The sequence below is a fragment of the Streptomyces sp. NPDC041205 genome (genome assembly GCF_055591765.1).
Genome location: NZ_JBVIZH010000001.1, coordinates 1,415,403 through 1,439,295, shown reverse-complemented (window position 1 = coordinate 1,439,295; position 23,893 = coordinate 1,415,403). Strand labels below are relative to the sequence as shown.

Annotated in this window: 24 protein-coding genes; 14 read left to right on the top strand and 10 right to left on the bottom strand. The window is 68.8% G+C overall.

The window, feature by feature from the left end:
* Window positions 1-375: 375 nt before the first annotated feature.
* Window positions 376-1,710, bottom strand: a complete 1,335-nt coding sequence (locus ACZ6BG_RS06215; protein ID WP_468997451.1) for an SGNH/GDSL hydrolase family protein — start codon at window positions 1,708-1,710, stop codon at window positions 376-378.
* 243 nt (window positions 1,711-1,953) lie between these two features.
* Here ACZ6BG_RS06215 and ACZ6BG_RS06210 point away from each other — a divergent pair, with 243 nt between their 5' ends.
* The gene (locus ACZ6BG_RS06210; protein ID WP_468997449.1) at window positions 1,954-3,312 is read left to right on the top strand and encodes a DUF445 domain-containing protein; all 1,359 of its coding nucleotides are present in this window, start codon (window positions 1,954-1,956) and stop codon (window positions 3,310-3,312) included.
* 122 nt (window positions 3,313-3,434) lie between these two features.
* Here the strand turns inward: ACZ6BG_RS06210 and ACZ6BG_RS06205 are convergent, their stop codons facing one another.
* The gene (locus ACZ6BG_RS06205; RefSeq protein ID WP_468997447.1) at window positions 3,435-4,811 is read right to left on the bottom strand and encodes an MFS transporter; all 1,377 of its coding nucleotides are present in this window, start codon (window positions 4,809-4,811) and stop codon (window positions 3,435-3,437) included.
* A gap of 71 nt (window positions 4,812-4,882) precedes the next feature.
* On the opposite strand from ACZ6BG_RS06205, the gene ACZ6BG_RS06200 reads away from it, so the two are divergent.
* The 3 genes from ACZ6BG_RS06200 (at window position 4,883) to ACZ6BG_RS06190 (ending at window position 7,248) form a co-directional block, all read left to right on the top strand.
* Window positions 4,883-5,908: a GlxA family transcriptional regulator gene (locus ACZ6BG_RS06200; protein WP_468997445.1), complete on the top strand. Its 1,026-nt coding sequence runs from the start codon at window positions 4,883-4,885 to the stop codon at window positions 5,906-5,908.
* A 70-nt stretch (window positions 5,909-5,978) separates the two neighbouring features.
* Window positions 5,979-6,467 (top strand): hypothetical protein, encoded by a 489-nt coding sequence (locus tag ACZ6BG_RS06195; RefSeq protein ID WP_468997442.1) that lies wholly within the window; start codon window positions 5,979-5,981, stop codon window positions 6,465-6,467.
* A gap of 355 nt (window positions 6,468-6,822) precedes the next feature.
* Window positions 6,823-7,248 carry an RICIN domain-containing protein gene (locus tag ACZ6BG_RS06190; RefSeq protein WP_468449954.1) on the top strand — a complete coding sequence of 142 codons (426 nt, stop codon included), beginning with the start codon at window positions 6,823-6,825 and terminating at the stop codon, window positions 7,246-7,248.
* A gap of 211 nt (window positions 7,249-7,459) precedes the next feature.
* Here ACZ6BG_RS06190 and ACZ6BG_RS06185 read toward each other — a convergent pair whose 3' ends face one another.
* The 3 genes from ACZ6BG_RS06185 to ACZ6BG_RS06175 all read right to left on the bottom strand — a co-directional run bounded on the left by ACZ6BG_RS06185 (window position 7,460) and on the right by ACZ6BG_RS06175 (window position 8,927).
* Complete coding sequence (locus ACZ6BG_RS06185) at window positions 7,460-7,765, bottom strand: hypothetical protein (protein WP_468997439.1); 306 nt, start codon at window positions 7,763-7,765, stop codon at window positions 7,460-7,462.
* Between the two features lie 103 nt (window positions 7,766-7,868).
* Complete coding sequence (locus tag ACZ6BG_RS06180; RefSeq protein ID WP_468997437.1) at window positions 7,869-8,081, bottom strand: DUF397 domain-containing protein; 213 nt, start codon at window positions 8,079-8,081, stop codon at window positions 7,869-7,871.
* The gene (locus ACZ6BG_RS06175; RefSeq protein ID WP_468997435.1) at window positions 8,082-8,927 is read right to left on the bottom strand and encodes a helix-turn-helix domain-containing protein; all 846 of its coding nucleotides are present in this window, start codon (window positions 8,925-8,927) and stop codon (window positions 8,082-8,084) included. It abuts the gene before it with no gap.
* Window positions 8,928-9,144: 217 nt separating this feature from the next.
* On the opposite strand from ACZ6BG_RS06175, the gene ACZ6BG_RS06170 reads away from it, so the two are divergent.
* Window positions 9,145-9,777, top strand: coding sequence for an ATP-binding protein (locus tag ACZ6BG_RS06170; RefSeq protein ID WP_468997433.1), 633 nt, complete (start codon window positions 9,145-9,147; stop codon window positions 9,775-9,777).
* Between the two features lie 27 nt (window positions 9,778-9,804).
* On the opposite strand, the gene ACZ6BG_RS06165 is transcribed toward ACZ6BG_RS06170, so the two are convergent.
* Window positions 9,805-10,560: a helix-turn-helix domain-containing protein gene (locus ACZ6BG_RS06165; RefSeq protein WP_468997431.1), complete on the bottom strand. Its 756-nt coding sequence runs from the start codon at window positions 10,558-10,560 to the stop codon at window positions 9,805-9,807.
* A gap of 287 nt (window positions 10,561-10,847) precedes the next feature.
* Between ACZ6BG_RS06165 and ACZ6BG_RS06160 the strand changes: the two genes are divergently transcribed.
* The 3 genes from ACZ6BG_RS06160 (at window position 10,848) to ACZ6BG_RS06150 (ending at window position 14,880) form a co-directional block, all read left to right on the top strand.
* Window positions 10,848-11,537: a hypothetical protein gene (locus tag ACZ6BG_RS06160; RefSeq protein ID WP_468997428.1), complete on the top strand. Its 690-nt coding sequence runs from the start codon at window positions 10,848-10,850 to the stop codon at window positions 11,535-11,537.
* A 101-nt stretch (window positions 11,538-11,638) separates the two neighbouring features.
* Window positions 11,639-13,057 carry a transcriptional regulator gene (locus tag ACZ6BG_RS06155; protein ID WP_468997426.1) on the top strand — a complete coding sequence of 473 codons (1,419 nt, stop codon included), beginning with the start codon at window positions 11,639-11,641 and terminating at the stop codon, window positions 13,055-13,057.
* Complete coding sequence (locus ACZ6BG_RS06150) at window positions 13,054-14,880, top strand: DEAD/DEAH box helicase (RefSeq protein WP_468997424.1); 1,827 nt, start codon at window positions 13,054-13,056, stop codon at window positions 14,878-14,880. Before ACZ6BG_RS06155 ends, ACZ6BG_RS06150 begins: the two co-directional genes overlap by 4 nt.
* Before the next feature lie 27 nt (window positions 14,881-14,907).
* Here the strand turns inward: ACZ6BG_RS06150 and ACZ6BG_RS06145 are convergent, their stop codons facing one another.
* Window positions 14,908-15,996, bottom strand: a complete 1,089-nt coding sequence (locus ACZ6BG_RS06145; RefSeq protein WP_468997422.1) for a DNA cytosine methyltransferase — start codon at window positions 15,994-15,996, stop codon at window positions 14,908-14,910.
* 183 nt (window positions 15,997-16,179) lie between these two features.
* Here ACZ6BG_RS06145 and ACZ6BG_RS06140 point away from each other — a divergent pair, with 183 nt between their 5' ends.
* Together ACZ6BG_RS06140 and ACZ6BG_RS06135 are read left to right on the top strand one after the other, a co-directional pair.
* The gene (locus tag ACZ6BG_RS06140; RefSeq protein ID WP_468997420.1) at window positions 16,180-16,734 is read left to right on the top strand and encodes an HNH endonuclease; all 555 of its coding nucleotides are present in this window, start codon (window positions 16,180-16,182) and stop codon (window positions 16,732-16,734) included.
* Between the two features lie 94 nt (window positions 16,735-16,828).
* Complete coding sequence (locus tag ACZ6BG_RS06135; RefSeq protein WP_468997418.1) at window positions 16,829-18,070, top strand: DNA cytosine methyltransferase; 1,242 nt, start codon at window positions 16,829-16,831, stop codon at window positions 18,068-18,070.
* Here ACZ6BG_RS06135 and ACZ6BG_RS06130 read toward each other — a convergent pair.
* The 3 genes from ACZ6BG_RS06130 to ACZ6BG_RS06120 are packed head-to-tail and all read right to left on the bottom strand — an operon-like array spanning window position 17,981 to window position 20,522.
* Complete coding sequence (locus ACZ6BG_RS06130; protein ID WP_468997416.1) at window positions 17,981-18,460, bottom strand: very short patch repair endonuclease; 480 nt, start codon at window positions 18,458-18,460, stop codon at window positions 17,981-17,983. The genes ACZ6BG_RS06135 and ACZ6BG_RS06130 overlap by 90 nt on opposite strands.
* Before the next feature lie 33 nt (window positions 18,461-18,493).
* Window positions 18,494-19,441 (bottom strand): NaeI family type II restriction endonuclease, encoded by a 948-nt coding sequence (locus ACZ6BG_RS06125; protein WP_468997413.1) that lies wholly within the window; start codon window positions 19,439-19,441, stop codon window positions 18,494-18,496.
* Between the two features lie 28 nt (window positions 19,442-19,469).
* Window positions 19,470-20,522 carry an SEC-C domain-containing protein gene (locus ACZ6BG_RS06120; RefSeq protein WP_468997411.1) on the bottom strand — a complete coding sequence of 351 codons (1,053 nt, stop codon included), beginning with the start codon at window positions 20,520-20,522 and terminating at the stop codon, window positions 19,470-19,472.
* Between the two features lie 121 nt (window positions 20,523-20,643).
* On the opposite strand from ACZ6BG_RS06120, the gene ACZ6BG_RS06115 reads away from it, so the two are divergent.
* The 4 genes from ACZ6BG_RS06115 (at window position 20,644) to ACZ6BG_RS06100 (ending at window position 23,885) form a co-directional block, all read left to right on the top strand.
* The gene (locus ACZ6BG_RS06115; RefSeq protein WP_468997408.1) at window positions 20,644-21,549 is read left to right on the top strand and encodes a class E sortase; all 906 of its coding nucleotides are present in this window, start codon (window positions 20,644-20,646) and stop codon (window positions 21,547-21,549) included.
* Window positions 21,550-21,650: 101 nt separating this feature from the next.
* On the top strand, window positions 21,651-21,857 hold the full coding sequence (locus ACZ6BG_RS06110) for a DUF3311 domain-containing protein (protein ID WP_468997406.1): 207 nt from the start codon (window positions 21,651-21,653) through the stop codon (window positions 21,855-21,857).
* A complete protein-coding gene (locus tag ACZ6BG_RS06105; RefSeq protein WP_468997403.1) occupies window positions 21,854-23,425 on the top strand; it encodes a sodium:solute symporter family protein in 1,572 nt (523 codons plus the stop codon). Before ACZ6BG_RS06110 ends, ACZ6BG_RS06105 begins: the two co-directional genes overlap by 4 nt.
* A 124-nt stretch (window positions 23,426-23,549) precedes the next feature.
* Entirely contained in the window at window positions 23,550-23,885 is a 336-nt protein-coding gene (locus tag ACZ6BG_RS06100; protein ID WP_468997401.1) for a DUF6412 domain-containing protein, read from the top strand.
* Window positions 23,886-23,893 lie beyond the last annotated feature (8 nt).

Here is a 23,893-nt window from a genome sequence, read left to right as displayed (position 1 = left end):
TGCCGGTGGGTGTTTCAGCCCGTCCGGCGTTTGAGGACGAGCGCGGAGCGCGATCGGCGGGGGATCGGCCCACCCGCACGGGGCACCCACCGAGCCCGGCACCCCGCCCGGGGAGGGCGAGAAGGGCGGGCGGGTGGGGAATAGCCCGTCCGGCGATTGAGGACGAGGCGCGGAGCGCCGATCGGGGGCGGGGCGGACGACCCGGCGGGTCGGACGGCCTGCACGAAGGCGTCGGGGGCGCGCCCCGGCGGGCCAGGGGCGTCCGGTGCCGCGCCCCGGCGGGCCAGGGGCGTCCGGTGCCGCGCCCCGGCGAGCCAGGGGCGTCCGGTGCCGCGCCCCGGCGAGCCAGGGGCGTCCGGTGCGGGCCCCGGCGGGCTAGAGCTCCGCGTCCGAGGAGCCCTTGAGGTCGGACGGGTCGAAGGCCTGGGCCATCCGGCGGAAGCCTTCGTCGCTGGGGTGCAGGCTGTCGCCGGAGTCGTACCGGTCGAGCAGGGCCCGGGGATCGTAGGGATCCCGCAGCGCCTTGTCGAAGTCGACGACCGCGTCGAAGACCTTGCCGGAGCGGATCTCCTTGTTGACGGCCTGCCGCACGCCCTCCAGAGCGGGCGTGTACCCCCGGTGCCCGCCGAAGGGCATCAGCGTCGCCCCCACGACCCGCAGCCCGCGCCCATGCGCCTGCCGGGTCAGCTCCCGCAGCCCCTCGGTGATGCGCCGGGGGTCGGTTTCCTGCGGATTGCGCAGGATGTCGTTGATGCCGAGGGCGATGACGACGGCCTTGACGCCGGTGCGCCCGAGGACGTCACGGTCGAAGCGGGCGAGCCCGCTGGGGTTGGCGCCGGGCCCGCCACGGGCACCGGGCCTCCCGTCGGACAGGACACGGTTGCCGCTGATGCCCTGGTTCACGACGCTGTAGCGCGGCGCGCCGGCGTCCTGGCGCAGCCGGTCGGCGAGGACGTCGGTCCAGCGACGGTTGGCGCCCATGGTGGAGGTGATGCCGTCGGTGATGGAGTCGCCGATGACGACGACGGTGCCGTCGGTCTCGTTGCTGAGCACGTCGACGGCGGAGAGGTAGCGCCAGTACGGGCTCTGCTCGTGGTACGCCGACCCGCTCGGGTCCTCGGTGTGGTCGCCGTCGGCGACGTACGAGATCTGACGCGCGTGCGGGTGGTACGTCACCGGTCCGGACGCGGTCGGCGAGAACGTCGTGACCAGCAGGTCCGAGTCGTGCGGCACGCGCAGCCGGACGGCGTCGCTGACGATCTGCTGCCCGGGCTGGACCACCACGGAGGTGTCGCCGCGGAACGTCAGCCGCCGCAGCGTGCCGACGGCGGCGGTCGGGTTGTTCGAGGCGGTGGCCACGGCGACGGAGGCGTGTGTGACGGTGAGCGGCTGGGTGCCGTACAGGTTCGACAGGGTGATGCGGGTGCTCTCGCCGCCGACGCTGGTGTGCACCACGTTGCGTACGGAACGCCCCGCCATGCCGCGCGCCTCGGTGCCGGGTTCGGCGCCCGCGGGGGAGGCGGACCAGGTGCCCACCCAGGTGCCCGCCGACGCCGGGGCCGCGGAGTTGCGCGGCCCGCGTGGAGAGGCGCTGAGCTGGTCCTTCGTGTCGTCGTCGGCGCCCGTGACGCCGATGTATATGGCCGCTGAGACGACCACGATGACCGCGAGCACGGCGGCCAGCAGTGCATAACCGTGACGCTTGGTCATGCGGGCTGTTTCTCCTCGGGCAGGGGGAGCCCGAGGCTCCGGTGTGAACACCCCATGATGCGTCATGGGTCGCGAGAGGGCCGACACTGCCCCCCTCCGCTCACTCAGACGCCGGGAACTTGTGGTTCGTTCCAGGAGTCGGACTGGAAGGGACAATGCGAACGGGTACGACGACGGCGTACGACAGGCGTACGCGCCACCAGGCGCGCGCAGGAACAGCGACGCGAAAACGGGGCTCCAAGGATGCAAGGTACGAACACGGAGGAAACAGCCGACGCGGGCAGGGAACAGCATGCCCGTGACGGCCGCTCCCCAAGCGCGGGCGGCGCACCCGCCGGACCCGGCGCCTTCAGCGAGGCCGACGCGGAGAAGCAGCGCGGCGTCCGCCGGATGAAGCTGACCGCGACGGGCCTGCTGCTGTTCGTCGCGGTCGTGTACGTCCTCGCGAAGTGGGCGCAGAACACGGGCGCCGGGGCCTGGGCCGGGTACGTCGCGGCGGCCGCCGAGGCGGGCATGGTCGGCGCGCTCGCCGACTGGTTCGCGGTGACGGCCCTGTTCCGGCACCCCCTCGGCATCCCCATCCCGCACACGGCGATCATCCCGAAGAAGAAGGACCAGCTCGGCGTCTCCCTCGGGGACTTCGTCGGCGAGAACTTCCTCTCCCGGACGGTGGTGCGCCAGCGCCTGCGCGCCGTCGGCATCGGCAGCCGCCTCGGCGCCTGGCTCGCCGAGCCGGAGCACGCCGACCGCGTCACCGCCGAGTTGGCCACCGCGCTGCGCGGCGCCCTCACCGTCCTGCGCGACTCGGACGTGCAGGCCGTCGTCGGCGAGGCCATCACGCGCCGCGCCGACGCCCAGGAGATCGCGCCCGGCATCGGCAAGATGCTGGAGAAGGTCGTCACGGACGGCGGCCACAAGCGGGTCGTGGACCTGGTGTGCGTGCGCGCCCACGACTGGCTGGTGGTGCACGCCGACTCGGTGATGGACGCCGTCGAGGGCGGCGCCCCCGGCTGGACCCCCCGCTTCGTCGACAAGAAGGTCGGCGAGCGGGTCTACAAGGAACTGCTGCGCTTCGTCACCGAGATGCGCGACATGCCCGGCCACCCGGCCCGCGGCGCCCTCGACCGCTTCCTCACCGACTTCGCCTCCGACCTCCAGTCCGACACGGACACCCGCGCCCGCGTCGAGCACCTCAAGCGCGAGGTCATCGCCCGCGACGAGGTGCAGGACCTGATCACCTCCGCCTGGTCCGCGGTCCGCCGGATGATCGTGGCCGCCGCCGAGGACGAGCGCAGCGAGCTGCGCCTGCGCGTCCGCGCCGCCCTGCTCTCCCTCGGCCAGCGCATGGCCACCGACGCCCGCCTCCAGGAGAAGGTCGACGGCTGGGTCGAGGGCGCGGCGGTGTACGTCGTGACGACGTACCGCGACGAGATCACGTCCCTCATCACGGACACGGTCGCGAGCTGGGACGCCGAGCACACGTCGAAGAAGATCGAGGCCCACATCGGCCGCGACCTGCAGTTCATCAGGATCAACGGCACGGTGGTGGGGTCGTTGGCGGGGCTCTTGATCTACACGGTGTCGCGGGCGCTCGGAGGCTAGGCGGGTCTGGCGAAGTCGGCTGCGGTTCGGCCGCGCCCTGAAGGGGCGCGGGGAACCGCGCGACCAGCCACGTCGGTGCCGCAGACGATCGACGGCATGTCGCCGCACCTCCAGCGGAGCGCCTAGCGGCTGCCCGGCGGGTGGGCGGCGGGGCTCGCCAGCGAAAGCAGCGCCGCCGTCGCGCACAGCGCCGCCGTCCCCACCCACACCAGGTCGTACGACCCGAACGCGTCCCGGGCCGCGCCGCCGAGGAACGCGACGGTGCCCGCGCCCACCTGGTGCGCGGAGTTGACCCAGCCGAACACGACGGCCGCGTCGGGCCCGAAGCACGCGCGGCACAGCGCGATCGTCGGCGGCACCGTCGCCACGTCGAGCAGCCCGAAGACGACCACGAAGGCCACCAGCGGCGGCCGCACGGTCGCGGTGAGCAGCAGCGGCAGCGCGAGGAGGGCGAGGCCGCGCAGGGCGAAGTACGCGGCGAGCAGCCGCCGCGCGTCCCGGCGGTCGGTGAGCCAGCCGGAGGCCACCGTGCCCGCCACGTTGAAGATCCCGATCAGCGCGAGCAGCGACGCGGCGGCCGTCATCGGCATGCCGTGGTCGTGCGCGGCGGGCGCGAAGTGCGTCCACATCACGCCGTTCGTGGAGGCCCCGCAGATCGCGAAGGTCCCGGCGAGCAGCCAGAAGGGGGCGGTGCGGGCGGAGCGGAGCAGGACGCGTACGGCACGGCGGCCCGCTCCCGTGACGGGGGCGGGGCGCGGCACGAACTCCTCCGCCCCATGCGGGCGTCGCCCCACGTCCGCCGGATGGTCCCGCAGCGTCAGACACACCAGCGGCGCGGCGAGCGCGGCCGCGCCCGCGAGCGTCAACGCCGCCGCCCGCCACCCGTACCGCCCCACGACCTCCGAGAGCACCGGCAGGAACACGAACTGCCCCACCACGCCCGCCGCCGTGAGCAGCCCCGTGACCAGGCCGCGGCGCGCCACGAACCACCGCTCGGTGACGGTCGCCGCGAACGCCATCGCCGTGGCGCCGGTGCCGAGCCCCACGAGCACGCCCCAGTAGAGCGCGAACTGCCAGGCCGCCGTCATCGCGGTGGCGGTGAGCACGCCCCCGACGCCGACGAGGCCGAGGGCGCCCGTCGTCACGTACCGCATCCCGAACCGGTCCATCAGCGCGGCCGCGAAGGGCGCGGTGGCCCCGTACACGACCATGTTCACCGCGCTGCCCACCCCGATGGCGCCGCGCGACCAGCCGAGTTCGGCGTGCAGCGGCCCGACGAGGAGGCCCGCGAGGGTGGTGTAGGCGCCCGCCGTGACGATGGCGAGGGCGGCGGTGGCGGCGATGGTCCAGGGGGTGAGGGGGAGGCGTGGGCTGCTCGGGGCGGGGGTCGGCTCGCGTGGTGGCGTACGAGGCGTACGAGGCGTACGAGGCGTACGAGGCGTACGAGGCGTACTCGGCGTGCGCGGTGCCGTACCCGGCGAATTCGGCGACGTACTCATGAACCGAGCGTCCGTCCGGCGGGGTGAGCGCGACGAGTGGCCAGATGGCCAGGGTGTGCAAGGATCTGGCCATGGCGACGCAAGGGATCGCAGAACCTCGTACGGCAGCGCGAAAGGGGCGCCGCACCGTCGCCGTCCTCGTCCGCGACGGCGTCCTGCCGATGGAACTCGGCCTGGTCCACCAGCTGTTCGGCAGCGCGCGCGACGCGGCGGGCGCCCCGCTCTACACGCCCCTGACCTGCGCGCTGCGCCCCGGAATGGTCGACACGGACGCCGACTTCCCGATCCGCGCGCCGCACGGCCCCGAGGTCCTGGCAGGCGCGGACACGGTGATCGTGCCCGCGTCGCACCGCGAGGACGAGTCGCTGCGCCCCGGGGGACTGCCCGCCCCGCTGGCCGAGGCGCTCACCCTCGCCTCGTCGGCCCGCCGCATCGCCTCGATCTGCACGGGCGCGTTCGTCCTGGCCGCCGCGGGCCTCCTGGACGGGCGCAGGGCGACGACGCACTGGCTGTCGGCGGACCTCTTCGCCCGCGCCTTCCCCGCGGTCTCGGTCGACCCGGACGTGCTGTACGTGGACGAGGGCGCCGTCCTGACCTCGGCGGGGGAGGCGGCCGGGGTGGACCTGTGCCTGCATCTGATCCGCCGCGACCACGGGGCGGCGGTCGCGGCGGCCGTGGCGCGCCGCACGGTGGTGCCGCCGCACCGGGAGGGCGGGCAGGCCCAGTACGTCCAACGCCCGGTCGCCGCCGAGCCCGAGTCGATGTCGACGGGCGCGGCGCGGGCCTGGGCCCTGACCCGCCTCGGTGAGCCCCTGACCCTCGCCGAACTGGCCGCCCGGGCGTCGATGAGCGTCCGCACCTTCAGCCGCCGCTTCCGCGACGAGACGGGTCTGACCCCGGTCCAGTGGCTCACCCAGCGCCGCGTGGACCGCGCCCGCCAGCTCCTGGAGGAGACCGACCGCACGGTCGACCGGATCGCGGCGGAGTGCGGGTTCGGGACGGGGGCGTCGCTGCGGGGGCACTTCCAGGCGGGGGTGGGGGTGTCGCCGGGGGCGTATCGGGCGACGTTCAGGGGGCGGCCGAGCACACGTGGGTGACCGCGTGCACAGAGGGAGCTGAGTACGCGTACTCAGGCACCGACGCGCCGGTGCCGTCACCGTCGTACACATGAACGCACCGAGTTCGCTGCTGAACGTACCGGCTCCGCGGCGTGGCGCGTCGCGGCTGCTGCGGAACGCCCTGCGCCCGCTGCGCGGTCGGCCGTTCGCCGAGCGCTGGGCGACGCGCCTGCTCGGCGCGGGCCTGGCGGCCGCCGCGTACCTGCTCTTCATCCCCTGGGACCTGCGCAACCGCGCCGAGACGCCGGGCGCGATCAACGAGACCTCCCCGGTGACGGACGCGGGCATCACGCTCGTCGTGGCCACCGTCCTCGTCCTCGCCGCCTACTTCGGCCTCCGCGACCGCATGCGCTGGACGCTCCCGGTGGTGGCCGCCCCGCCCGCCGCACTCCTCTATGCCTCCTTCGCCACGCACGAACCGCCGGACGCCTCGATCTGGCCGGTGGCGTGGCTGGTCATGGTCATGGCCGGGAGTGGTGTGGTGCTGGCGGTGGCGGGGTTCGCGCGGCAGTTCAGGGGGGACGGGGCGGCGGCCTAGGGTCGGCCGCCGGGAGGGGCGGGGGTGTGGCCGCCGGGGGGCGTACGGGGCGTACGGATCGGGGCAGTTGGCGTCCCCGGGACCGGCGCCCCTGTCGCCCCCGCCGCGCCCTCGCCACCCGGAGGGCGCTCCCGTACCAGGAAAGGTCCCGGCCACGACGAGGTGAGAGGCCCCTCGCCCACCGCACACCTCCCCACTCCCCTCCGACCGAATCGCTGGACATGCACCACCATGACCCAGCCGTCCCCAAAACCCGCCCTACGACCGGAAGACCCCGTTACGTGACGCGCGGACGCCGCCTACGTTGAGGTCCGCCCGCTTGGGCACCGCCCCTCTCTCGTACGGAGGTTGACGCATGGCTCCGATCATCCCGGACGGCGAGTACTGGATCAGGAACGCCGCCTTCGAGGACCTGTACGTGGACCTGAGCGGCGGCTCCACCTCCCCGAACACGCCGATCAGCGGCTGGGAGCTGCACAAGGGCACCAACCAGAAGTGGCGCATCTCGACCACCAACGGCGTGAACCAGTACGTCATCAAGAGCGCCGCGGGCGACTCCTACATCTCGCAGAGCGACATCCGCATCTACCCGCCCCTGATCGCGGGCCAGCCCGTCCCGCTCCAGTGGTCGATCGAGCCGGTCGGCGAAAACCTGTTCCGCATCGCCTTCGTCTACGCCAACGGCGTCATCACCCTCCCGTCGAACCGGAGGGGCACGCAGCTCAACCTGGAGGAGTGGATCGGGGAGCGGAACCAGAAGTGGTTGTTCGAGTCGGCGTGATGGTTTGAGCCTCGGGGTTGGTCGGCCGCCTGTTCGGTCCACCGGCTTCGGGCCTGCCTGGGGGAGGGGGAGCGCGGCCCCGTGCACCTGGACGGTGTGCGGGGCCGTTGGCGTGCGGCGTGGTGTCGGCGTGCGTCGGCCTTGGCGGCGGCGTGCGTCGGCATGCGTCGGCCGTGGTGCCGGCATGCGTCGGCCTTGGCGGCGGCCTGTGTCAGCCTTGGCGGCGGTCGACGGCCACCCACGACGCGAGTGCCACGCTCCCGGCGACGCCGAGGACGGCCGGCCAGGCGCCGACCTTCTTCGCGAGGGGGTGCGATCCGGCGAACCCGGCGACGTACGCGGCGCTGAGCGCGGCGGCGGTCTTCGGGCCTGCCTGCTGCCGCCACTGCTGCGCGGCGGCGGCTCCGGCTGCGGCGAGGACGGCTCCGCCTAGGGGGCGGTTCTTGGTGAGGCGGGCGGTGGCGTAGCCGCCGAGGAGCCCGCCTGCGGCCACCGCGGCCGCCGGTACCTTCGCCACCACGTTCACCATGCCTGCCTCGCTTTCACCCGGTTAGGGAGGAATCCATCACTCTGGCCTGAGCGTAACGCGCGGCTATTTCGTGGCGTACGGAGAGGCAGGTTCAGAAGCACTGCTGTTGCGGGAGCGAGGCGAGGAAGCCGGACCATGTCTCTGGCCGGACGACGACCAATTGGCGGCCATCGGGGCACTTCGAGTCGCGTATGAACACGTCGTCCACCGTGAGGGCCACTTCGACGCACTCGGTGGTGTTGCCTCCGCTGTACGAGGACTTGAACCAGGAGTGGTGGGCCACGGGCTCTGAGTCGACTGGCACTTACAGCTCCTTGCGGACGCGGTGGATCACGGATGAGGAAGCTTCCATGTCCAACGCTTGTGCGCGCAGGTAGTCGAACGCAAGTCGGTATCGGTCCAGTTCCTCGTCCTTCTCCAGGAAGAGCGAGCCCGTGTGGTAGTCGAAATACACCACATCGAGGGTCGGTTCGGGTCCGCCGAGGATCACGAAGCTGCCCAGCGCGGCACAGTGTGCTCCCTTGGAGAACGGCAGTATCTGCAGCGTGATGTTGGGGGCTTCGTTCGCTTCGAGGAGGCGGCCCAGCTGTTCCTTCATGATCTCGGGTGAGCCGACTACACGGCGGATGACGGACTCGTCGAGGATCGCCCACAGCCGTGGTGGCTTCGCCCGGGTCAGGATCTCCTGCCGCTTCATGCGGATGTCCACGAGCTGTTCGATCTCCGCCGGTGCGAGCTGCACCTCGTTGGCCTCCTGCAGAGCTGTGCTGTACCGGCGGGTCTGCAGCAGCCCGGGGATGTAGACACAGGCGAAGTGATCCTCGCGGACGGCCTCGTCCTCCAGGGTCAGCAGGAGGTTCATGCTCTCCGGGATCGAGTCGGAGATGGAACTCCACCAGCCTTGCTGCCGGGCCTCCTTGGCAAGGTTCACGAGAACGTTCCGCTCGGCGTCGCTGGTGTCGTACGCGCGGCACAGCGCTTCGACGACGAGCCACTTGACGGGGCCTTCGCGTGTCTCGTACCGACTGATGGTCGCCTTGGATACGCCGACGCGGAGCCCCGCCTCCGCAAGCGTCATCCCCTTGCGCACACGCAGCTTGCGCAGGGTGGCGCCCAGTTGACGACGGCGGGTGGTGGCCCTCGCTGGCACGTCGGTTACCTCCTTGGGTGGCGCGGGCTCCCTGCTCGCTCGGTGCAATCAGGCTATTCGCCCCGGGAGTTGGCGCCGGTCGGATTCACTCGATGGATTCTGGTGAGAAGTTACATGGCGAGACTTCTCTATGCCATGCTCGAAGCAGTTCGCTACGCGGTGCAGTCGTGCAGATACGGCGGGCGCAGCGCTGCGTGGCCTGGGAGGGAGTCTCTCCATGTCCATTTGCCAAGAGGGTGAACGACGGCCGCGCTGCGTCCTTCCATTTGAAGCAGCACCGGCAGAACTTCAACTGCTCCGCAAGGCGGTGAAGCGCAACTTGAAGCAGTGGGGTGCGCAGAGTGTCGCTGATGAGGCCGGACTGGTCGTGACCGAACTGGCCACGAATGTCATCAAGCATGTTGGCGAAGGGGCGGCCGCGACCCTCGTCCTCGAATCGCGAGACGACCGTCTGCGTGTTGAGGTGCATGACAAGAGCCAGGCCGTGCCGGCCCTGCGCGCGATGTGTAGGGAAGCGGACTGCGGGCGCGGCCTGCACCTGCTTGCCTCAATGTGCGAGGAGTGGGGCACGCTCCTCACGGCCACCGGGAAGGCGGTGTGGTGCGAGCTCTCCCTTGAGTCGGCGCGCCACAGTATGCGGGTACGGCGTGCCGCAGTGGTTCTTGAGGAGTACCGGCGCGCGGCTGGAGCAAGTTCGGCTGTGGTGCCGACCTACGCGGTGCTTGAAGAGTCGGTTACCGACGTGATCGCAGATCTCCTCCACTGGCTGGTAGCGCAAGGAGGGGACCCGGATGAGATGCTCGACAGGGCGCAGATGCATTTTGAGGCGGAGACTGACGCTGTGGTGTAGGGCCCGTAGAAGCTCCGCCGGCACGGGCTACAGATCGGTGCGGATGACGGCCAACATAGCTTGGGCATCGGCTACTTGACCTCCATCGATCAACGCAGCGGTGATGTTGATGGAAGTCTGGATGTCATCCTGACTCGCGGCGGCATTGAGGATTGCCTCAGCTCCTTCCTCTGCTCCCGCGTTCCGGTACGAGGCCATGACCTCGGGGAACTCTCGTGGAGCAAGGGTTCTCGCTGTCGCCCAGGCAATGAATTGCGCATGCCGAAACCTGCCCGCCGTCACGTGACGGAGGTAGTCGGCGATGTCGGCGGCGTGTGAATTGCTGGCAGTGTGCCGGTCCCCCTCTCGTCGGGGGACCGGCACCTTTGCCTGTGTCGACGGGCCCGCAACTTTGCGGCGAGCGAGCCGACCCAGCTTCATGCGGCGCCTCGCTTGGAACGTTGGGGAAGCCGGCCGCTGCACGCGAGGCTTCTCGGTGGCGGCTAAGGCGGCGGTTGCAGCTGAGGGGGCGATGGGCTGGGCGCGGGCGGCATCGCGGAGTTGGAGCAAGTAGGGGAGTGTGTGCGGCAGCGTCGTCTCGGGAAACCGCTGTGCTTCACGCTCCAGGACCTTGTAGATCCGCTCCAACAGGCCCGGTTCAGGCACACGCCTGCCTGTGTTGTAGCAGGACAGGCTGGATTGATGGATGCCTGCCCGCTTGGCGATCGTGTTGTGGGCGAGGTCTGCGGCAATGAGTAGGTCGTGCAGCGCCCCCAGGAACACCTCTCTGGGCGAGAGTGGCACAGCATCGTCATCGTGTGGAGGATGGCCTCCCGAGGGTCTCGTCGCCATATAGGCCAGCCTCTCCGTGTGACGCGGGCGTCTGAGTAGACCTTCCATCTTGCTGGAGTCCCTGGTGATTTGGATAGGTACGTTGGGTCATTGCGGAGGCGCAAATATGGCGCCAGTGCAATTGCCGGGCAGTACTGGATTTCTCACCGCTACTTGAGCAACGCTCCTAGGGGGAGCGCAGTTGGCGGGCCCTCCGCTGCTTGCGGCCTTAGTGGACCCAACAAGGAGAGGGGTACGAGGTGGACTTGCCGTCATGGACGGATCCGCAGCTCGGCACCATGAAGCGTGCCGGCTTGTGGCTAGTGACCGTCGTGGGCGAGGGGAACGTCTTCACCAAGGAAGACGTGAAGGCGGCCTTCCCGGGGGTCAGCCAGGCCGACCGTCGAGTACGTGATCTGCGGGACCACGGCTGGCAGATCAACACGAACCGTGAGGACGCTTCCCTCGGCCAGCATGAGCAGCGCTTCGTGAAGCAGGGCGAGCCGGTGTGGCAGCCGGGCAAGGGCACGCGCCCCGGCACGTCGATTACTCAGACCCAGCGGCGTGAAGTGCTCTCACGCGACGGGCACTTCTGCCGGTCCTGCGGCATCGCACCGGGTGAGATCTACGCCGGCACCTACGAGTCCGCCCAGATCGATATCGCCCGCCGGGTTGTGCGGCAGCCGGACGGCACTGAGAAGACGGAGCTTGTGGCCGAGTGCAACCGCTGCCGGGTGGGCGGGCGCGGCGCAGTAGCGGCAGACCTGGGTGAGATGCTGAAGCGCGCTGAGGGTCTCAGCGGCTTGGAGCGCAGGATGCTGTCGGCCTGGATGGAGCGCGATCAGCGCGAGTTCAGTGCGGCGGAGGCGTTCTGGGCCGACTACCGGACGCTTCCCGAAGATTCGAGGGCACAGATCCGCAGCGCTCTGAAGCCGCCGTCGGCCGAATAGTCCGCACAACTTTTGGTGATCTCGGAGGCCCGCTTCCTGCCCTCGGGTGGGAAGCGGCTACGTAGGAGAAGTAAAACCCCGACGCTCTTGAGGAGATTCTGGTGGGTAAGGAATTCGGCCGGCCGCCGCTGGCGGAGGCGAACAAGGCGCTGGTCGAACAGCGGCTGAAGGAAATCGCAGCGGGAAATGGCGTCCGGGAGACGCTCACCGTTGAGTGGCGCACGCAGCCGCTGCACGTTGAGGTCATCGACATGCCGATGGAGTCGCTCTACTACAACCCGGGAACGCACCGCATTCGCGCTCAGCGGAGTCACGACCTCGAGCGGGACGCGCTGCTTGATGACGACCCGTGGGCGCCCGGCAGCCAGGATTACCTGGAACACCTGCTGCAGATGCTGCCGGAAGACCCTTCCAAGAATGACCCCGTCTTCAACGAGCTGATGGAGAGCCTCCGCGCCGACCGGCAGAAGGAACCCGGGCTTATCACGCGGGACGGCATCCTCGTCAACGGCAACACGCGTCGTGCAGCTCTTAAAGAACTGGGCGTCGCGAACATTCGGGTCGGCGTTCTGCCCGAGTCGTGCACGTGGGACGACATCAACGCGGTGGAGCTGTCCCTTCAACTCCGTCCAGACCAGCGCCGTGAGTACTCGTACATCAACCGGCTTCTGGCTATGGAGGAACAGCACCTTCTGGGGCGTACGCTCGCCGACGTGGCGCGGGAGTTCCGCATGCGTGCCCAGACATGTGAGCAGGACCTGTGGGTCCTATCCTGCCTCCGCGACCTGATTGAGCGGTCCATCGATGACGGAGCTCGGCTTCGGCTGCTGGACTTCGAAAAGCAGCAGGAAAAGCTCCGTGAGGTCTATCGCCGATACACCAAGGAATCGGCGGTAAGCAAGGACAGCGCGGAGGTTCTTAAAGAGACGCGACTTGTGGCCATCGTTCTCGGGTTTTCAAAGACTGACGTACGACTCATCGAACCTGACTTCAGGGGCCGGTACTTGGACAGCAGGCTTCCGGATTCGTTGAAGACGGAAGCCGTGACCCCGGCAGCAGGCGTGGTGATTCCTGGGCTAAACAGGACCATGAAGTCGGCTGCGCCCAAAGTCACCCAGGCCAAGGAGCTGACCGATAAAATCCTGAAAGCGAAGGCAGTCGCAACCGTGGAGGACGGCTTGCTTACCGAGCGGAGCAAGACAGCCGCCGAGATGTTCAGCACTGCCAAGGAGGCATTTGAGGAGGCTCTGGAACCTGCGGGTAAGGACGCACGGGTCCGCAAGCGCAAGCAAGCGGCACAGGACCGTATCACCGACGCATGCCAGGACATCGAGCAGTGCATCACCGACCTCACGCTCGCCAAGGCTTCCGGCAGCCTCGACGAAGAGGCATTTGATGAGGCGGTCCTGACCCTCCGCGAGACCCTGACGAAGCTCGCCGTAGCGACCCAGCGCAGTATCAAGGCGCCCGGTGACGGCGTCTCCTGGCTCCGTGATTCGGTCAGGCAGGAGGGTGTGTGACCACGGCCCCTGAACCGTCTCTGCGAATCGCCTCGGATGTCACCCGCACGCGTGCCGTTCTGCGGGCGGCCCCGGGACGCGAAGGCGATTTCGCCAAGCTGGCAGCCCGGTTCCCCGCTGCCGGTCAGCGCACCGTGCTGTCAGTCGAGGTCGATCTCGATGACTTCCTTACTGGGCTTGAGGCGCTGGCCGCTTGGCCATCCCCGGATGTGGAGTGGGAAAAGGAGCTGGCCACCCTCGTCGGCAGTGTTCTCGACGACGCGGAGCGGGCCGAGCAATGGCTGGAGGACCCCGGAACCGCCCCCGTCGGCACACCAGGCCTGGTTCTGGACCAACTCGGTCCTGAATGGCGTGCGGACCTCACCGACTTCCAGCGTCGAGACATCGCACGCCTCCTGTCCCTCCAGCACGGTGCGAATTTCTCGGTACCGGGTGCTGGTAAGACCCGTGTCGGGCTCGCCATCTTCAGCGCGATGAGGGAGCGGGGGGACGTGCGCAGGCTGCTCGTCGTGAGCCCTAAGTCCGCGTACGAATCTTGGAGTTATGAGAGTGAGGTGTGCTTCAAGGAGCCACTTGCCGTCCGGGTAATGGAGCGCCTTCCCGATCCGGGAACGGATGTCCTCATCGTGAACTACGAGAGGCTTGACCGATCCCTGGCTACGCTCGCGACCTGGCTCCGCGGCGTCCCATCGATGATCATTCTTGACGAGGCGCACCGCATGAAGCTCGGGGCACGAGGCATCTACGGCAGTGCCTGCATGGCACTAGGCCCGTTGGCTCGCCGACGGCTCATCCTCACTGGAACCCCAGCACCCAATGGGGCCCGTGACTTGGAAAACTTGCTCTCCTTCGTATGGCCGGGACACGGTCGCCGCGTCGTGACCAATGCCGTAGCCGGTGGCGACCTCGCCCATGCGAGTACGGTGCTGCGGCCACTGTTTGCCCGGACCACTAAGAACGAACTCGGGCTCCCACCTTTCGAAACACGCATTCGTTACGTCCCGCTGCCGTCCCTGCACCGTGAGGTGTACGACGCGCTCGTCGGCCGCTACACCGCTCGGGCTGAGGCTGGGCGGGAAGACTTCGATGCTCTGGGCAAGGCGATGCTGCGGCTGCTCATGGCGGCGACTAGCCCTGCCTTGCTCTTAGAGGGCGAAAGCCGATACGCGCCGCTCGACTATCGGGTGCCGCCCTTGGAAGTGCCACGGACCGACTCCCTGTACTCCCTCCTCAGGCAGCTGCCTGACTATGAGCTTTCTCCGAAATACAAGGAAGCGCTCAGCATCGTTGCGGAGAACGCGGGCATGGGGCGGAAGACGCTGGTATGGACGACCTTCGTACGCAGCCTCACGACGATGGAGCGGCTCTTCTCCGCCTATCAGCCAGCCGTCGTGCACGGAGGGACGCCTGATCGTGAGGAACAGCTCAAGCGGTTCAGGGAAGACCCTGATTGCCTTGTGCTGCTTTCTAACCCTGCGACCCTGGGCGAGGGCATCAGCCTGCACCAGGTCTGCCATGATGCCGTGTATGTAGATCGTGACTTTATGGCTGGCCGCTTCCTTCAGAGTCTCGACCGTATTCACCGACTCGGGCTTGCACCTGGAACAGAGACACGAGTTACGGCTCTGGCGGCCGAAGGAACCATCGATGAGGTAGTGGCCTTGCGGCTGGGCGAGAAGCTCGAATTTATGGGGCAGATCCTGGACGACCCGTCCGTGCAGCAGCTTGCGGACCTGCAGGAGGAGCCTTCCCTCGCTGCAGGAATGGACATGGCTGATGTTCGTGCTCTTATCCGGCACATCGATTCCCATGCCGTTCGATGACGGGATGCAGATGGCACACCGTCGGGGCTACGCGGCCCTCATGGCTGCCTGATCCAAGGCCTCCGCGATGGCGCGGCCGACTGCTTGTGCCACAGGAGGCGGAAAGGCATTCCCTACTTGTCGGTAGACGGATGTCTTACCTCCCGCGAACGTCCAGTCCGGTGGGAAGCCCTGCAGCAGTGCGAGCTGCGGCACGGTGAGTCTCACCGGTAGCTGATCGTGAGGCGCCGGTGGCTCGTTCGCGAGGCTGGAACCGTTCACCCCGATCTCAGCCCATGCCCGTCTAGCTCGGGACGGTCCTAGATCCGGACCTCCGTGTTTCCGAGAGCCACCACACAGCGTTGGTGCGATCCGTTGGGCTTGGGCGGCCCAGGTATCAGCAAGTTTCCAGCCTCGGGATGCCATCGATTCGTGCAGTACGGCGCCTACGTGCGCTGCCTCTGTGGTGAGAGAGGATCCCGCGGGCCAGCAGAAGTTGGTGAACGCCTGCCCTTGCATACCTACTAAGACTGCGCGTGGCCGCAGCTGTGGCACGCCGAAGTCGCGGGCGTAGAGCAGGCGCCACTCAGCGGTGTAGCCAAGGTTGGAAAGGGCTCGAAGGATGGCTGCCCTGTATGCCGAGAACTTCGCCTGAAGTAACCCCTTCACGTTCTCAAGGAGGATCGCCCTCGGTTTGATGGCAGAGACAAGTGCGAGCGCCGCAGGGATCAGGTCGCGCTCATCATTTAGCCCGAGCTGCCGGCCAGCGATCGAAAAGGGTGGGCACGGCACACCCGCTGCTAGGAGGCAGGGGCGAGCCCCTGTCACGGCAAGAACGTGTTCCGATGACCGGACGTCTGCCTGCACGACGTGCCAGTCCGGACGGTTCTGCCGGAGCGTCTGACACGCGTCGCTGTCTAGATCGATGAGCGCCTGATGCCTGAAGCCTGCCTGTTCAAGGCCGAGGGCCTGGCCTCCGGCGCCTGAGCACAGTTCGACGCAGGTGCGGGGGCCCGTTGTGGCGGAGTGATGCAACACGACTGATCCTTTCGGCGCGGGGCCTGATGCCCGGATCAGCTTGCCGCCACTTGCCGCGGCAAGTGGCGGCAAGCTACGGTCTCCATTCGATAGAGGCATGCATGGAACATTTGATCGATTGGCGTGCGGATGACTGAACCAGGGTTGAGCTGGCGAAACGAAGGGCTTGGTACGCGGGTCCGCGTCGCCTTGTGGCTCCGAGATGAGGTTGGCGAAGGCGGGACCTTCTCCAAGGCCAGGCTCCGTGAGGCGATTCAGGGGGCGGAGCAGGTGGACCGCCGCATGCGCGATTTGCGGCCCGCGGGGTGGGTGATCAGGACCTATCGGGACCGGCCTAGCCTTCAGCCCGAGCAGTTGTATCTGGAAGCGATCGGACGTCCTGTTTGGGAGCCGGAGCACAGGGCGGCGGGCCTGCGGCAGATCAGTGCCAAAACCAGGCGGCTCGTGCTTGAGCGGGACGGCCATGCCTGCCGACGATGCGGGCATGCAGCCGGGGAGGCGTACGCGGATGATCCGGACGCACGGGTTCGCCTCACTGTCGGACATGTCAATCCGCACAGATCCGGCAATGCGGCCAATGCCGAAGACTTGATCACGGAGTGTGCCCGCTGCAACGAGACCGTGAAGCACCTCACTGGCGTGCAGATGACCAAAGAGCAGGTCTGGGACCGGGTGGCGGAGCTTCCCAAGCGCGGTAAGCGGGAGCTGCTCAACTGGATGGAGGCAGACGGGCGAACCATGTCTCAGACGGAAACGATCTGGGCCATGTACCGGCAGTTGCCGGCTGTGACGCGGGAGGAACTCCAAAGAGACCTGGACAGGCTCTTGGGGAGCTGACGTCTCCCAGCGAAAGTCGGCCGGTCACGTGGCTCCTGGTCCTGGGGGGATGCGACACTTGCGTGTCTGCAATTCGCCGTACCAGGAGGAGCCGATGGGGACCGCCCACCACAAGCTGACCTCAATCGAGATCTGCGCGGGTGCCGGCGGCCAGGCTGTTGGGCTTCACCAGGCCGGCTTCCGGCACCTCGCGCTGGTGGAGATCGACAAGCACGCTGCTGCGACGCTCAGGAAGAACATCGAGTCGCGCCCATCCTGGGCCTGGGAGAAGAAGCACTGCCTGGTTCGCGAGACGGATGTCAACAACTTCAAGCCGCTGGAAGAAGTGCCTGACCCTGAGGGGCACCGGAGGAAGCAGGCCTCTGGCAAGCGGATGCTTCAGCCAGGGCAGCTCGACCTTCTCGCCGGCGGTGTGCCTTGCCCGCCCTTCTCGGCGGCGGGGCATCAGCTGGGCCGCGATGACGAGCGGGATCTCTTTCCCCGCATGCTTGATCTCGTTGAGGAGCTCAAGCCTCGGGCGGTCATGATCGAGAACGTCCGAGGGCTTGTGGAGCCGGAGCGTAAGTTCCGCTACTACCGGAACCACATCAAAAACCGGCTGCGCAAGGCCGACTACGTCATCTGCGGTTGGCGCGTTCTGGAGGCTCAGGACTTCGGGGTGCCCCAGCTCCGGCCTCGCGCCATCCTGGTGGCGATCCGAAAAGACCAGTACCGCGGCTTTGACTGGCCAGTGCCCCGAAAGAAGGTGCACCGTGTAGTCGAAGCGCTGGGCCCCAGCATGGAAAGACGGCTTGGTGCGGGGACCGACCGCTTCAAGAAGTGGCACAAGGACGCCAGCCTTGGCACGGTCGCGCCGACGCTGGTGGGTGGTTCCAAGAAGCATGGTGGAGCAGATCTCGGTCCGACCCGAGCCAAGCGGGCCTGGGAGGCCCTAGGCGTCGACGGCATGGGTGTAGCCAATGACGAGGGCGACACAAGTGACCTCGGCCGTGACCTTGGCGACCTGACCCGGGGCCCGAAGCTCACCGTCCAGCAGGCGGCCATTATCCAGGGCTTCCCAGACGATAACGACCCTGAGGGGCCATGGGTGTTCATTGGAGGCAAGACGGCGCGCTACCGCCAGGTCGGCAATGCGTTCCCGCCTCCGGTCGCCGCAGCCGTCGGCGAGAGTATCCGGGAAGCCTTGACTCGTACTGGCCCACTGCACGACGATCCGAGCCCGGAATATGAACACGAGGACGACCCGTCACTCGTTGCGCCCGAGCTTCCCCTGCAGCAGAGCCTCCCGTCGTTCGAGGACGATGCGGACGACAGTGCTCGCGCACTCGTCGGGTGACTCGTGCTCCCAAAAGCGGAGAACTGTCCAGCCTGCTTCCGCCAGGAGTCGGTTCGTATCCCGGTCGCGAGCCATATTGCCCGCCACCTTGCCTGACCAATAGCCTTCGTTCGTCTTTGGTGGCACATAGTGCTCGGGGCAGCCATGCCAATAGCAGCCATCAATGAATACGGCTACTTTCGTCGGCCGGAAGACAATATCCGCAGTCCGGCGCAGGTCAGGCAAGGGCTTCGCTGATACTCGGTAGCGAAGCCCCTGGGCGTGCAGGAGTCGACGGATCAGCCGCTCAGGCTTGGTGTCTCTGCTTCGGATGGCTTGCATGTTCCTGCGCCGAGCCGCAGAGGACGCCCACGAACCTGTCGGTGGGGTCCAGTCGTCAGATGCGCGCACCGAGGTCTTGCTCCTAGCGTCTCTTTCAGTCGGTCAGGCTGGGGGCGCTTCCGAGTCATCTCCCTCGGTGCCGTCACGCAGGGCGATCCACTCGCCGGGTTGGAGGGTGATGCCGCGAGCGGCAGCCTCATCACGTGAATCTACCCAGGTGCCGCAGAGGACGGTGAGCCCTTCTTTTGCCGCGCGATCCCGTAGCTGCCGGGCGCGGCGCATTGGGTCTTGCTTTCCTGCTCCCACTGTCAGGAAGACGTTCCGTGGGATGATGTGTCCTTCAAGGAAATGGAACATCTTGAGCATTCGCTGCACCTGTCCTGGCTTTTTGGCCAGCACCTGCTCTACTTGTTCCTCAGTCAGGTAGCGCAGCGGATTGACTGGAAGCGCTGTCCAGTCGTAAAGCGGAAGGCTCCAGTGTTCGCGCGCCTGCACTGCGAGACCGCGCTTCTGATCCTTATTTCCCTTGCCGCGGTAGAGCCACGACCTGTGGGCCCGGACGAGCCATGATCTATGCCGATTTTTCTTTAGCTGGATCTGGGTGCAGATACACAGCTGACAGTGGGCCTCAGTGGGGATAGCCCAGTTGTCGCCCACGGTGACCTTGATGTCTACGGGAACGTCCGCGATGAGAGTGTCCAGCGGTCTGGTCTTTGGCAGCCCAAGTATCCGGAGGATCTCGTACTCGAGCTTTGCCCCGACGGAGGCCCGCTCGCCGGGGTGCACCTCGGGCGACATTAGGTCGAACCTTCCCGTCCGCCCGCCGTCAAGAACGTAATCGATCGAGTTCCGAATCGCCTCAGTGTAGGCCTCGGCTACAGGGTGACTGCCCAGCCAGGAAGCGACGGACTGAAGTTCGATGTCGTCTGCAGACGCGAGCAGTTGGTGTTCCCCAGGCTCTGTATTGCTGCAGGTCTCACCGGGACCCTGGAGAATTAGCCGTGCCATCCTGGGGATTCGCTTTCGATTTAGACGTTCGTCAGTGATCAAGAGGGTGCGATAGGTGTAGCCGGTGCCGTCACCGGCCCCCGTGGCAGTCGGCGTACGTTCGCCCCGACCCGCACCAGCACGACGCCCCCGCCTCCGGCGGCCACCCCTGCGCCCGCCCCCGCGCAGCCAACGTCGTCGCGTACTGCGGCAGCAGCAGGGGATCGTCGGGGGAGGCGCCCTCGGAGGCGGCGAAGGCCTCGTAGGAGGGGACTGTGCCCGTGACGATGCCCAAGTTGGGGGTGCCGGAGGTGGAGAGTTCGCGGAGGGAGGACTCTATGGTCGCCAAGTGGGCCTCGTGGGACGGGTATTCCGTCGAGAGGGACGGGTACGCGGCGAGGAGTTCTGTCAGTTCCGTGGACGGCCAGTGGAGGACGGCGACCGGGAACGGGCGGGAGAGGGCCTCGCGGTAGGAGCCCAACTCCGACTGGAGGCGGGCGATTTCGGCGCGGAGGTCTTCGGGGTTCTCCGAGCCGAGGGCCCAGACGCGCTTGGGGTCGTGGAGTTCGTCCAGCGGGACCGGCGCCCGGCCCGACGCCGACGCGCGCGAGCGGTGGACCCGGTCCGCCAGGCCGTCCCAGGCGTCGTGCTCCGCGCCGAGGAGGCGGCGTACCCGGTGGCGGCCGAACAGCAACGGGTGGGTGGGGTAAGGGGGTTCGGCCCCCGCGCCCGCCGCCGGGAGCAGGCGCGTCAGTGCCTGCGTGAACGTCTCGTGCGCCTGGTCCAGCTCGTCGTGGGCCTCCAGCGCCTCCGCCACGATCACCCACGGCGCCGCGTCCGCCGGTGCCGTGCCGCGCACGCCGTCGATGATCGCCCGCGCCTCCGCCTCGTGGCCGTACTCCCAGAGGTTCGCCGCCTTCAGCGCGCGGATCAGGGTCGGGTTCTCCGGCGGGTGCGACGCCGACGGCGAGAGCAGGCTGTCGTAGAGCGTCGTCGCGCGGTCGCGGGCGTCGGCCAGCTCCAGGTGGGCCGCGGCCTGGAGGAGGAGGTGTTCGGCGTCCTCGGGGTAGAGGCCCGCGGTGCGCTCCAGGCGCTCCGCTTCGGCGATGTGGTCGACGTGGTCGGCAGGCGTGTCGGGGCGCATGGGTGACACCGTACTGCCGTTCCCGGGGTGGGGTGTATGGGGTGCGTCGCGCGTCATCGCGGGTCTGGTCAGTTGCGGGCGCTGCCTTTATCTTGCGGGCCTGTGCTGGAGGTGGTGGCCTGTGTCTCGGGTACGGGGGCGTGTGTTCCGGGTACGGGCGTCCGCGTCGCGGGTACGGGGGTCTGCGTTCCGGGTACGGGGGCGCGTTCCCGTTGTCGTCCAGGGGGCCCCGGTTGTCGTCCAGGGGGCCCCGGCCGTCCGGCGACGGCCCCTCCTCCGCCTCCTCTGGTACGCCGCCGAAGCCACCCTCACCCTCGGCCTCGTCCTGCTCCTCCTCGTCGTCCACCAGCTCTGGTGGACCAACCACCAGGCCCGCGCGGCGGCGGAGAGCAAGGCCGACTCCCTGGAGAGGGAGTGGGGGGAGGCGGGGAAGGGCCCTTCCGGTGGGGAGCCTGCGGGTGCCGAGCGGGGCGGTGACCGCCGTCGCGGCGGGGGCGCGCCCGACCCCGGGGTCCCTGGATCCACCACGCCCCCCACATCGCCCCGAACCCACCCCACGCCCACGCCCACACCCACCCGCCACGCCTACGCAGTCCTGCGCATCCCCCGCCTGGGCCTCCGCGTCCCCGTCGCCGCGGGCGTCAGCAAGGGCGGTGTGCTCAACAAGGGGTACGTCGGCCACTACCCCCGCACCGCCCGGCCCGGCCGCCCCGGGAACTTCGCGCTCGCCGGGCACCGGAACACCCACGGCGAGCCCTTCCGCCATCTCGACCGGCTGCGCCCCGGCGACCGGATGACCGTCGGGACGCGGGACGCCGTCTACACGTACACCGTCGACAAGACCCTCGACCGCACGAGCCCGCGCGACGGCGGGGTCATCGCGCCCGTGCCGCGCAGCGCGGTCCGGCCGGGGTACGGGTACGACCGCGCCGGGTACTACGTCACGCTCACCACCTGCACCCCGGCGTACACGTCCAAGTACCGGCTCGTGGTGTGGGGGAAGCTGACGGCCATGCGGCCCCGCTGAGCCGCCGCCGGCCGTCGCCCCGCCGTCGGCCGCCGACCCGCCGCCATGCCGTCGACCCGCCGCCCCACCCGGGCCGAGCGGCCCGATTAAGCTCCTGCCCCGTGATCAAGCGCCGCCCCCACCTCCTGTGGCTCCTCGTGCCCTTCGTGCTGTACGTGGGGGCGTTGCCCTTCGTCAATCGCGTACGGCCCCTCGTCCTCGGGCTGCCGTTCCTGTTCGCGTGGCTGCTCGCGGCCACCCTCGTCACGCCCGTCGCCGTCTGGCTCGCCTACCGCGGGGACAAGAACATGAGGCGGCGGACCTCATGAACGCCACCATCGCCACCAGCATCTTCGCCGTCTTCATGGTCGCCACCGTCGGCCTCGGACTGCTCGCCGTACGGGGACGGAGGTCGGGGGCGGGCGAGAGCTCCCCGAAGGGCGCCCTCGCCGAGTGGTCCGTCGGCGGCCGCTCCCTCGGGACCGTGCTCATCTGGGTGCTGATGGCGGGCGAGGGCTACACCAGCTTCAGCTACCTGGGCGCCGCGGGCTGGGGGTACAACTACGGCGCGCCCGTGCTCTACGTCGTCGCGTACATGTCCTGCGGGTACGCGGTGGGGTACGTCGTGGGGCCGATGCTCTGGGCCTACGCGCGCCGCCACGGGCTCGTCGGCATCACCGACATGGTGGCGCACCGCTACGGGCGGCCGTGGCTCGGTGCCGCCGTCGCCGTCATGGTGACGGTGTTCCTGCTGCCGTACATCCAGTTGCAGATCACCGGCATGGGCGTCGTCGTCTCGACGATCTCGTACGGCGCCATCAGCCTCAACTGGGCCTATTTCATCGGGTTCGCCGTCACCACGGGGTTCGTGGTGGTGAGCGGGCTGCGCGGCAGCGCGTGGGTCTCCGTGCTGAAGGACGTCCTCGTCATCGGCACGCTCGCGTTCCTCGTCGTGTACGTGCCGCTGCACTACTTCGACGGGTACGGGGACTTCCTCGACCGGGTCGTGCGGGAGAAGGGGGACTGGCTGACGCTGCCGGGCAGCGGGAGCAGTCCGTACGGGCAGGCGTGGTTCGCCACGACGACCTTCCTGAACGCCCTCACCGTCGTCATCTTCCCGACCACCGTCGCGGGCTATCTGGGCGCCCGCAGCGCCGACGGCCTGCGCCGCAACGCCGTCCTGCTGCCCGCGTACAACATCCTGCTGTTCGTGCCGATGCTGCTCGGCATGGCCGCCCTGTTCGTGGTGCCGGGCCTCACCGGGGCCGGGTCGAACCTCGCGCTGTTCAAGCTGGTCGTGGACTCGCTGCCCGCGTGGGTGGTGGGGCTCGTCGGGGTCGCCGCCGCGCTGTCGTCCATCGTGCCGATGGCCGTGTTCATGCTGGTCATCGGCACGATGTGGGGCCGGAGCGTGCTGTCCCTGCTGCCGGGGCTGCGGGCGCCCGCGCGGCAGAAGCGCGCCTCGCAGACCGTGGTCGTGGTCGCGGGCGCGCTCGCGCTCGTCATGACGTACACGGCGCCCAACACCCTCGTACGGCTCTCGCTGATCTCGTACGAGGGGATGGCGCAGCTCCTGCCGATGCTGCTGCTCGGCCTGGTGTGGCGGCGGCTGACGCTGGTGGGGGCCGTGAGCGGGCTCGTCGTGGGGGTGGCGATCGTGTGCGGGCTCGTCTTCACCGAGCACGACCCGGTGTTCGGCGTGAACGCGGGGATCGTCGCGCTCGCGGCGAACCTGGCGGTGGCGCTCGCCGTCTCGTACGCCGGTCCTGTCGACCAGGACAGCAGGCCGGACGCGGAGGTGCTCGCGAGGGAGCCGATCGAGGGCGAGGGGCCAGGGGCAGGGGAGGCCGAGGGCGTCGGCGCGGGGGCCGGCGGTGGGCCTTCCGTGCGTCGCTGACCCGGTCGGGCCGTTGCCCGGACCCCGCAGGCTCCTTCAGCCCGTCCGGCTCGATCCTGTATAAACGTGAGCAGTACATCTGCACGAACGATGATCTGAACGAACGGCGAGGGGAGGTGGCGACGTGGTCAAGGATCTGACCAGGCACGTGCTCGGCAAGTGGCTCGCGCCGCTGCGCCCCGCCGCCCTGGTCCTCTTCCTCCTCGTCGAGACCGTCCTCGCCGACACCGGCAGCCTCTCCGCCGCCGTCGCGCTCGCCGCGACCGCCGCCGCGGGCTCCGCCCTCGCCCTGTGCTCGCTGCTCGCCGCACGCTGCGCGCCCGCCGTGCCCCGCACCAGGGTGCGCACCGCCATCCGCGACCGCGAGCAACGCACCGCGTTCCTGCCGCAGCGCGATCCCGACGCCCGTGGGCGCACCCGCCCGCGAGCACCCGGCCGTCCCCTCCTGACGGCCGCGTAGGGACCCGC

What these genes read in the sequence shown, in the direction of transcription:
- ACZ6BG_RS06105 (WP_468997403.1), top strand. Translation starts at nt 21,854, where the DNA reads ATGAACGCCACCATCGCCACCAGCATCTTCGCCGTCTTCATGGTCGCC.
- ACZ6BG_RS06140 (WP_468997420.1), top strand. Translation starts at nt 16,180, where the DNA reads ATGCGCGATTTGCGGCCCGCGGGGTGGGTGATCAGGACCTATCGGGAC.
- ACZ6BG_RS06145 (WP_468997422.1), bottom strand. Translation starts at nt 15,996, where the DNA reads ATGCCTCTATCGAATGGAGACCGTAGCTTGCCGCCACTTGCCGCGGCA.
- ACZ6BG_RS06200 (WP_468997445.1), top strand. Translation starts at nt 4,883, where the DNA reads ATGGCGACGCAAGGGATCGCAGAACCTCGTACGGCAGCGCGAAAGGGG.
- ACZ6BG_RS06205 (WP_468997447.1), bottom strand. Translation starts at nt 4,811, where the DNA reads ATGAGTACGTCGCCGAATTCGCCGGGTACGGCACCGCGCACGCCGAGT.
- ACZ6BG_RS06120 (WP_468997411.1), bottom strand. Translation starts at nt 20,522, where the DNA reads ATGCGCCCCGACACGCCTGCCGACCACGTCGACCACATCGCCGAAGCG.
- ACZ6BG_RS06210 (WP_468997449.1), top strand. Translation starts at nt 1,954, where the DNA reads ATGCAAGGTACGAACACGGAGGAAACAGCCGACGCGGGCAGGGAACAG.
- ACZ6BG_RS06190 (WP_468449954.1), top strand. Translation starts at nt 6,823, where the DNA reads ATGGCTCCGATCATCCCGGACGGCGAGTACTGGATCAGGAACGCCGCC.
- ACZ6BG_RS06135 (WP_468997418.1), top strand. Translation starts at nt 16,829, where the DNA reads ATGGGGACCGCCCACCACAAGCTGACCTCAATCGAGATCTGCGCGGGT.
- ACZ6BG_RS06195 (WP_468997442.1), top strand. Translation starts at nt 5,979, where the DNA reads ATGAACGCACCGAGTTCGCTGCTGAACGTACCGGCTCCGCGGCGTGGC.
- ACZ6BG_RS06215 (WP_468997451.1), bottom strand. Translation starts at nt 1,710, where the DNA reads ATGACCAAGCGTCACGGTTATGCACTGCTGGCCGCCGTGCTCGCGGTC.
- ACZ6BG_RS06170 (WP_468997433.1), top strand. Translation starts at nt 9,145, where the DNA reads ATGTCCATTTGCCAAGAGGGTGAACGACGGCCGCGCTGCGTCCTTCCA.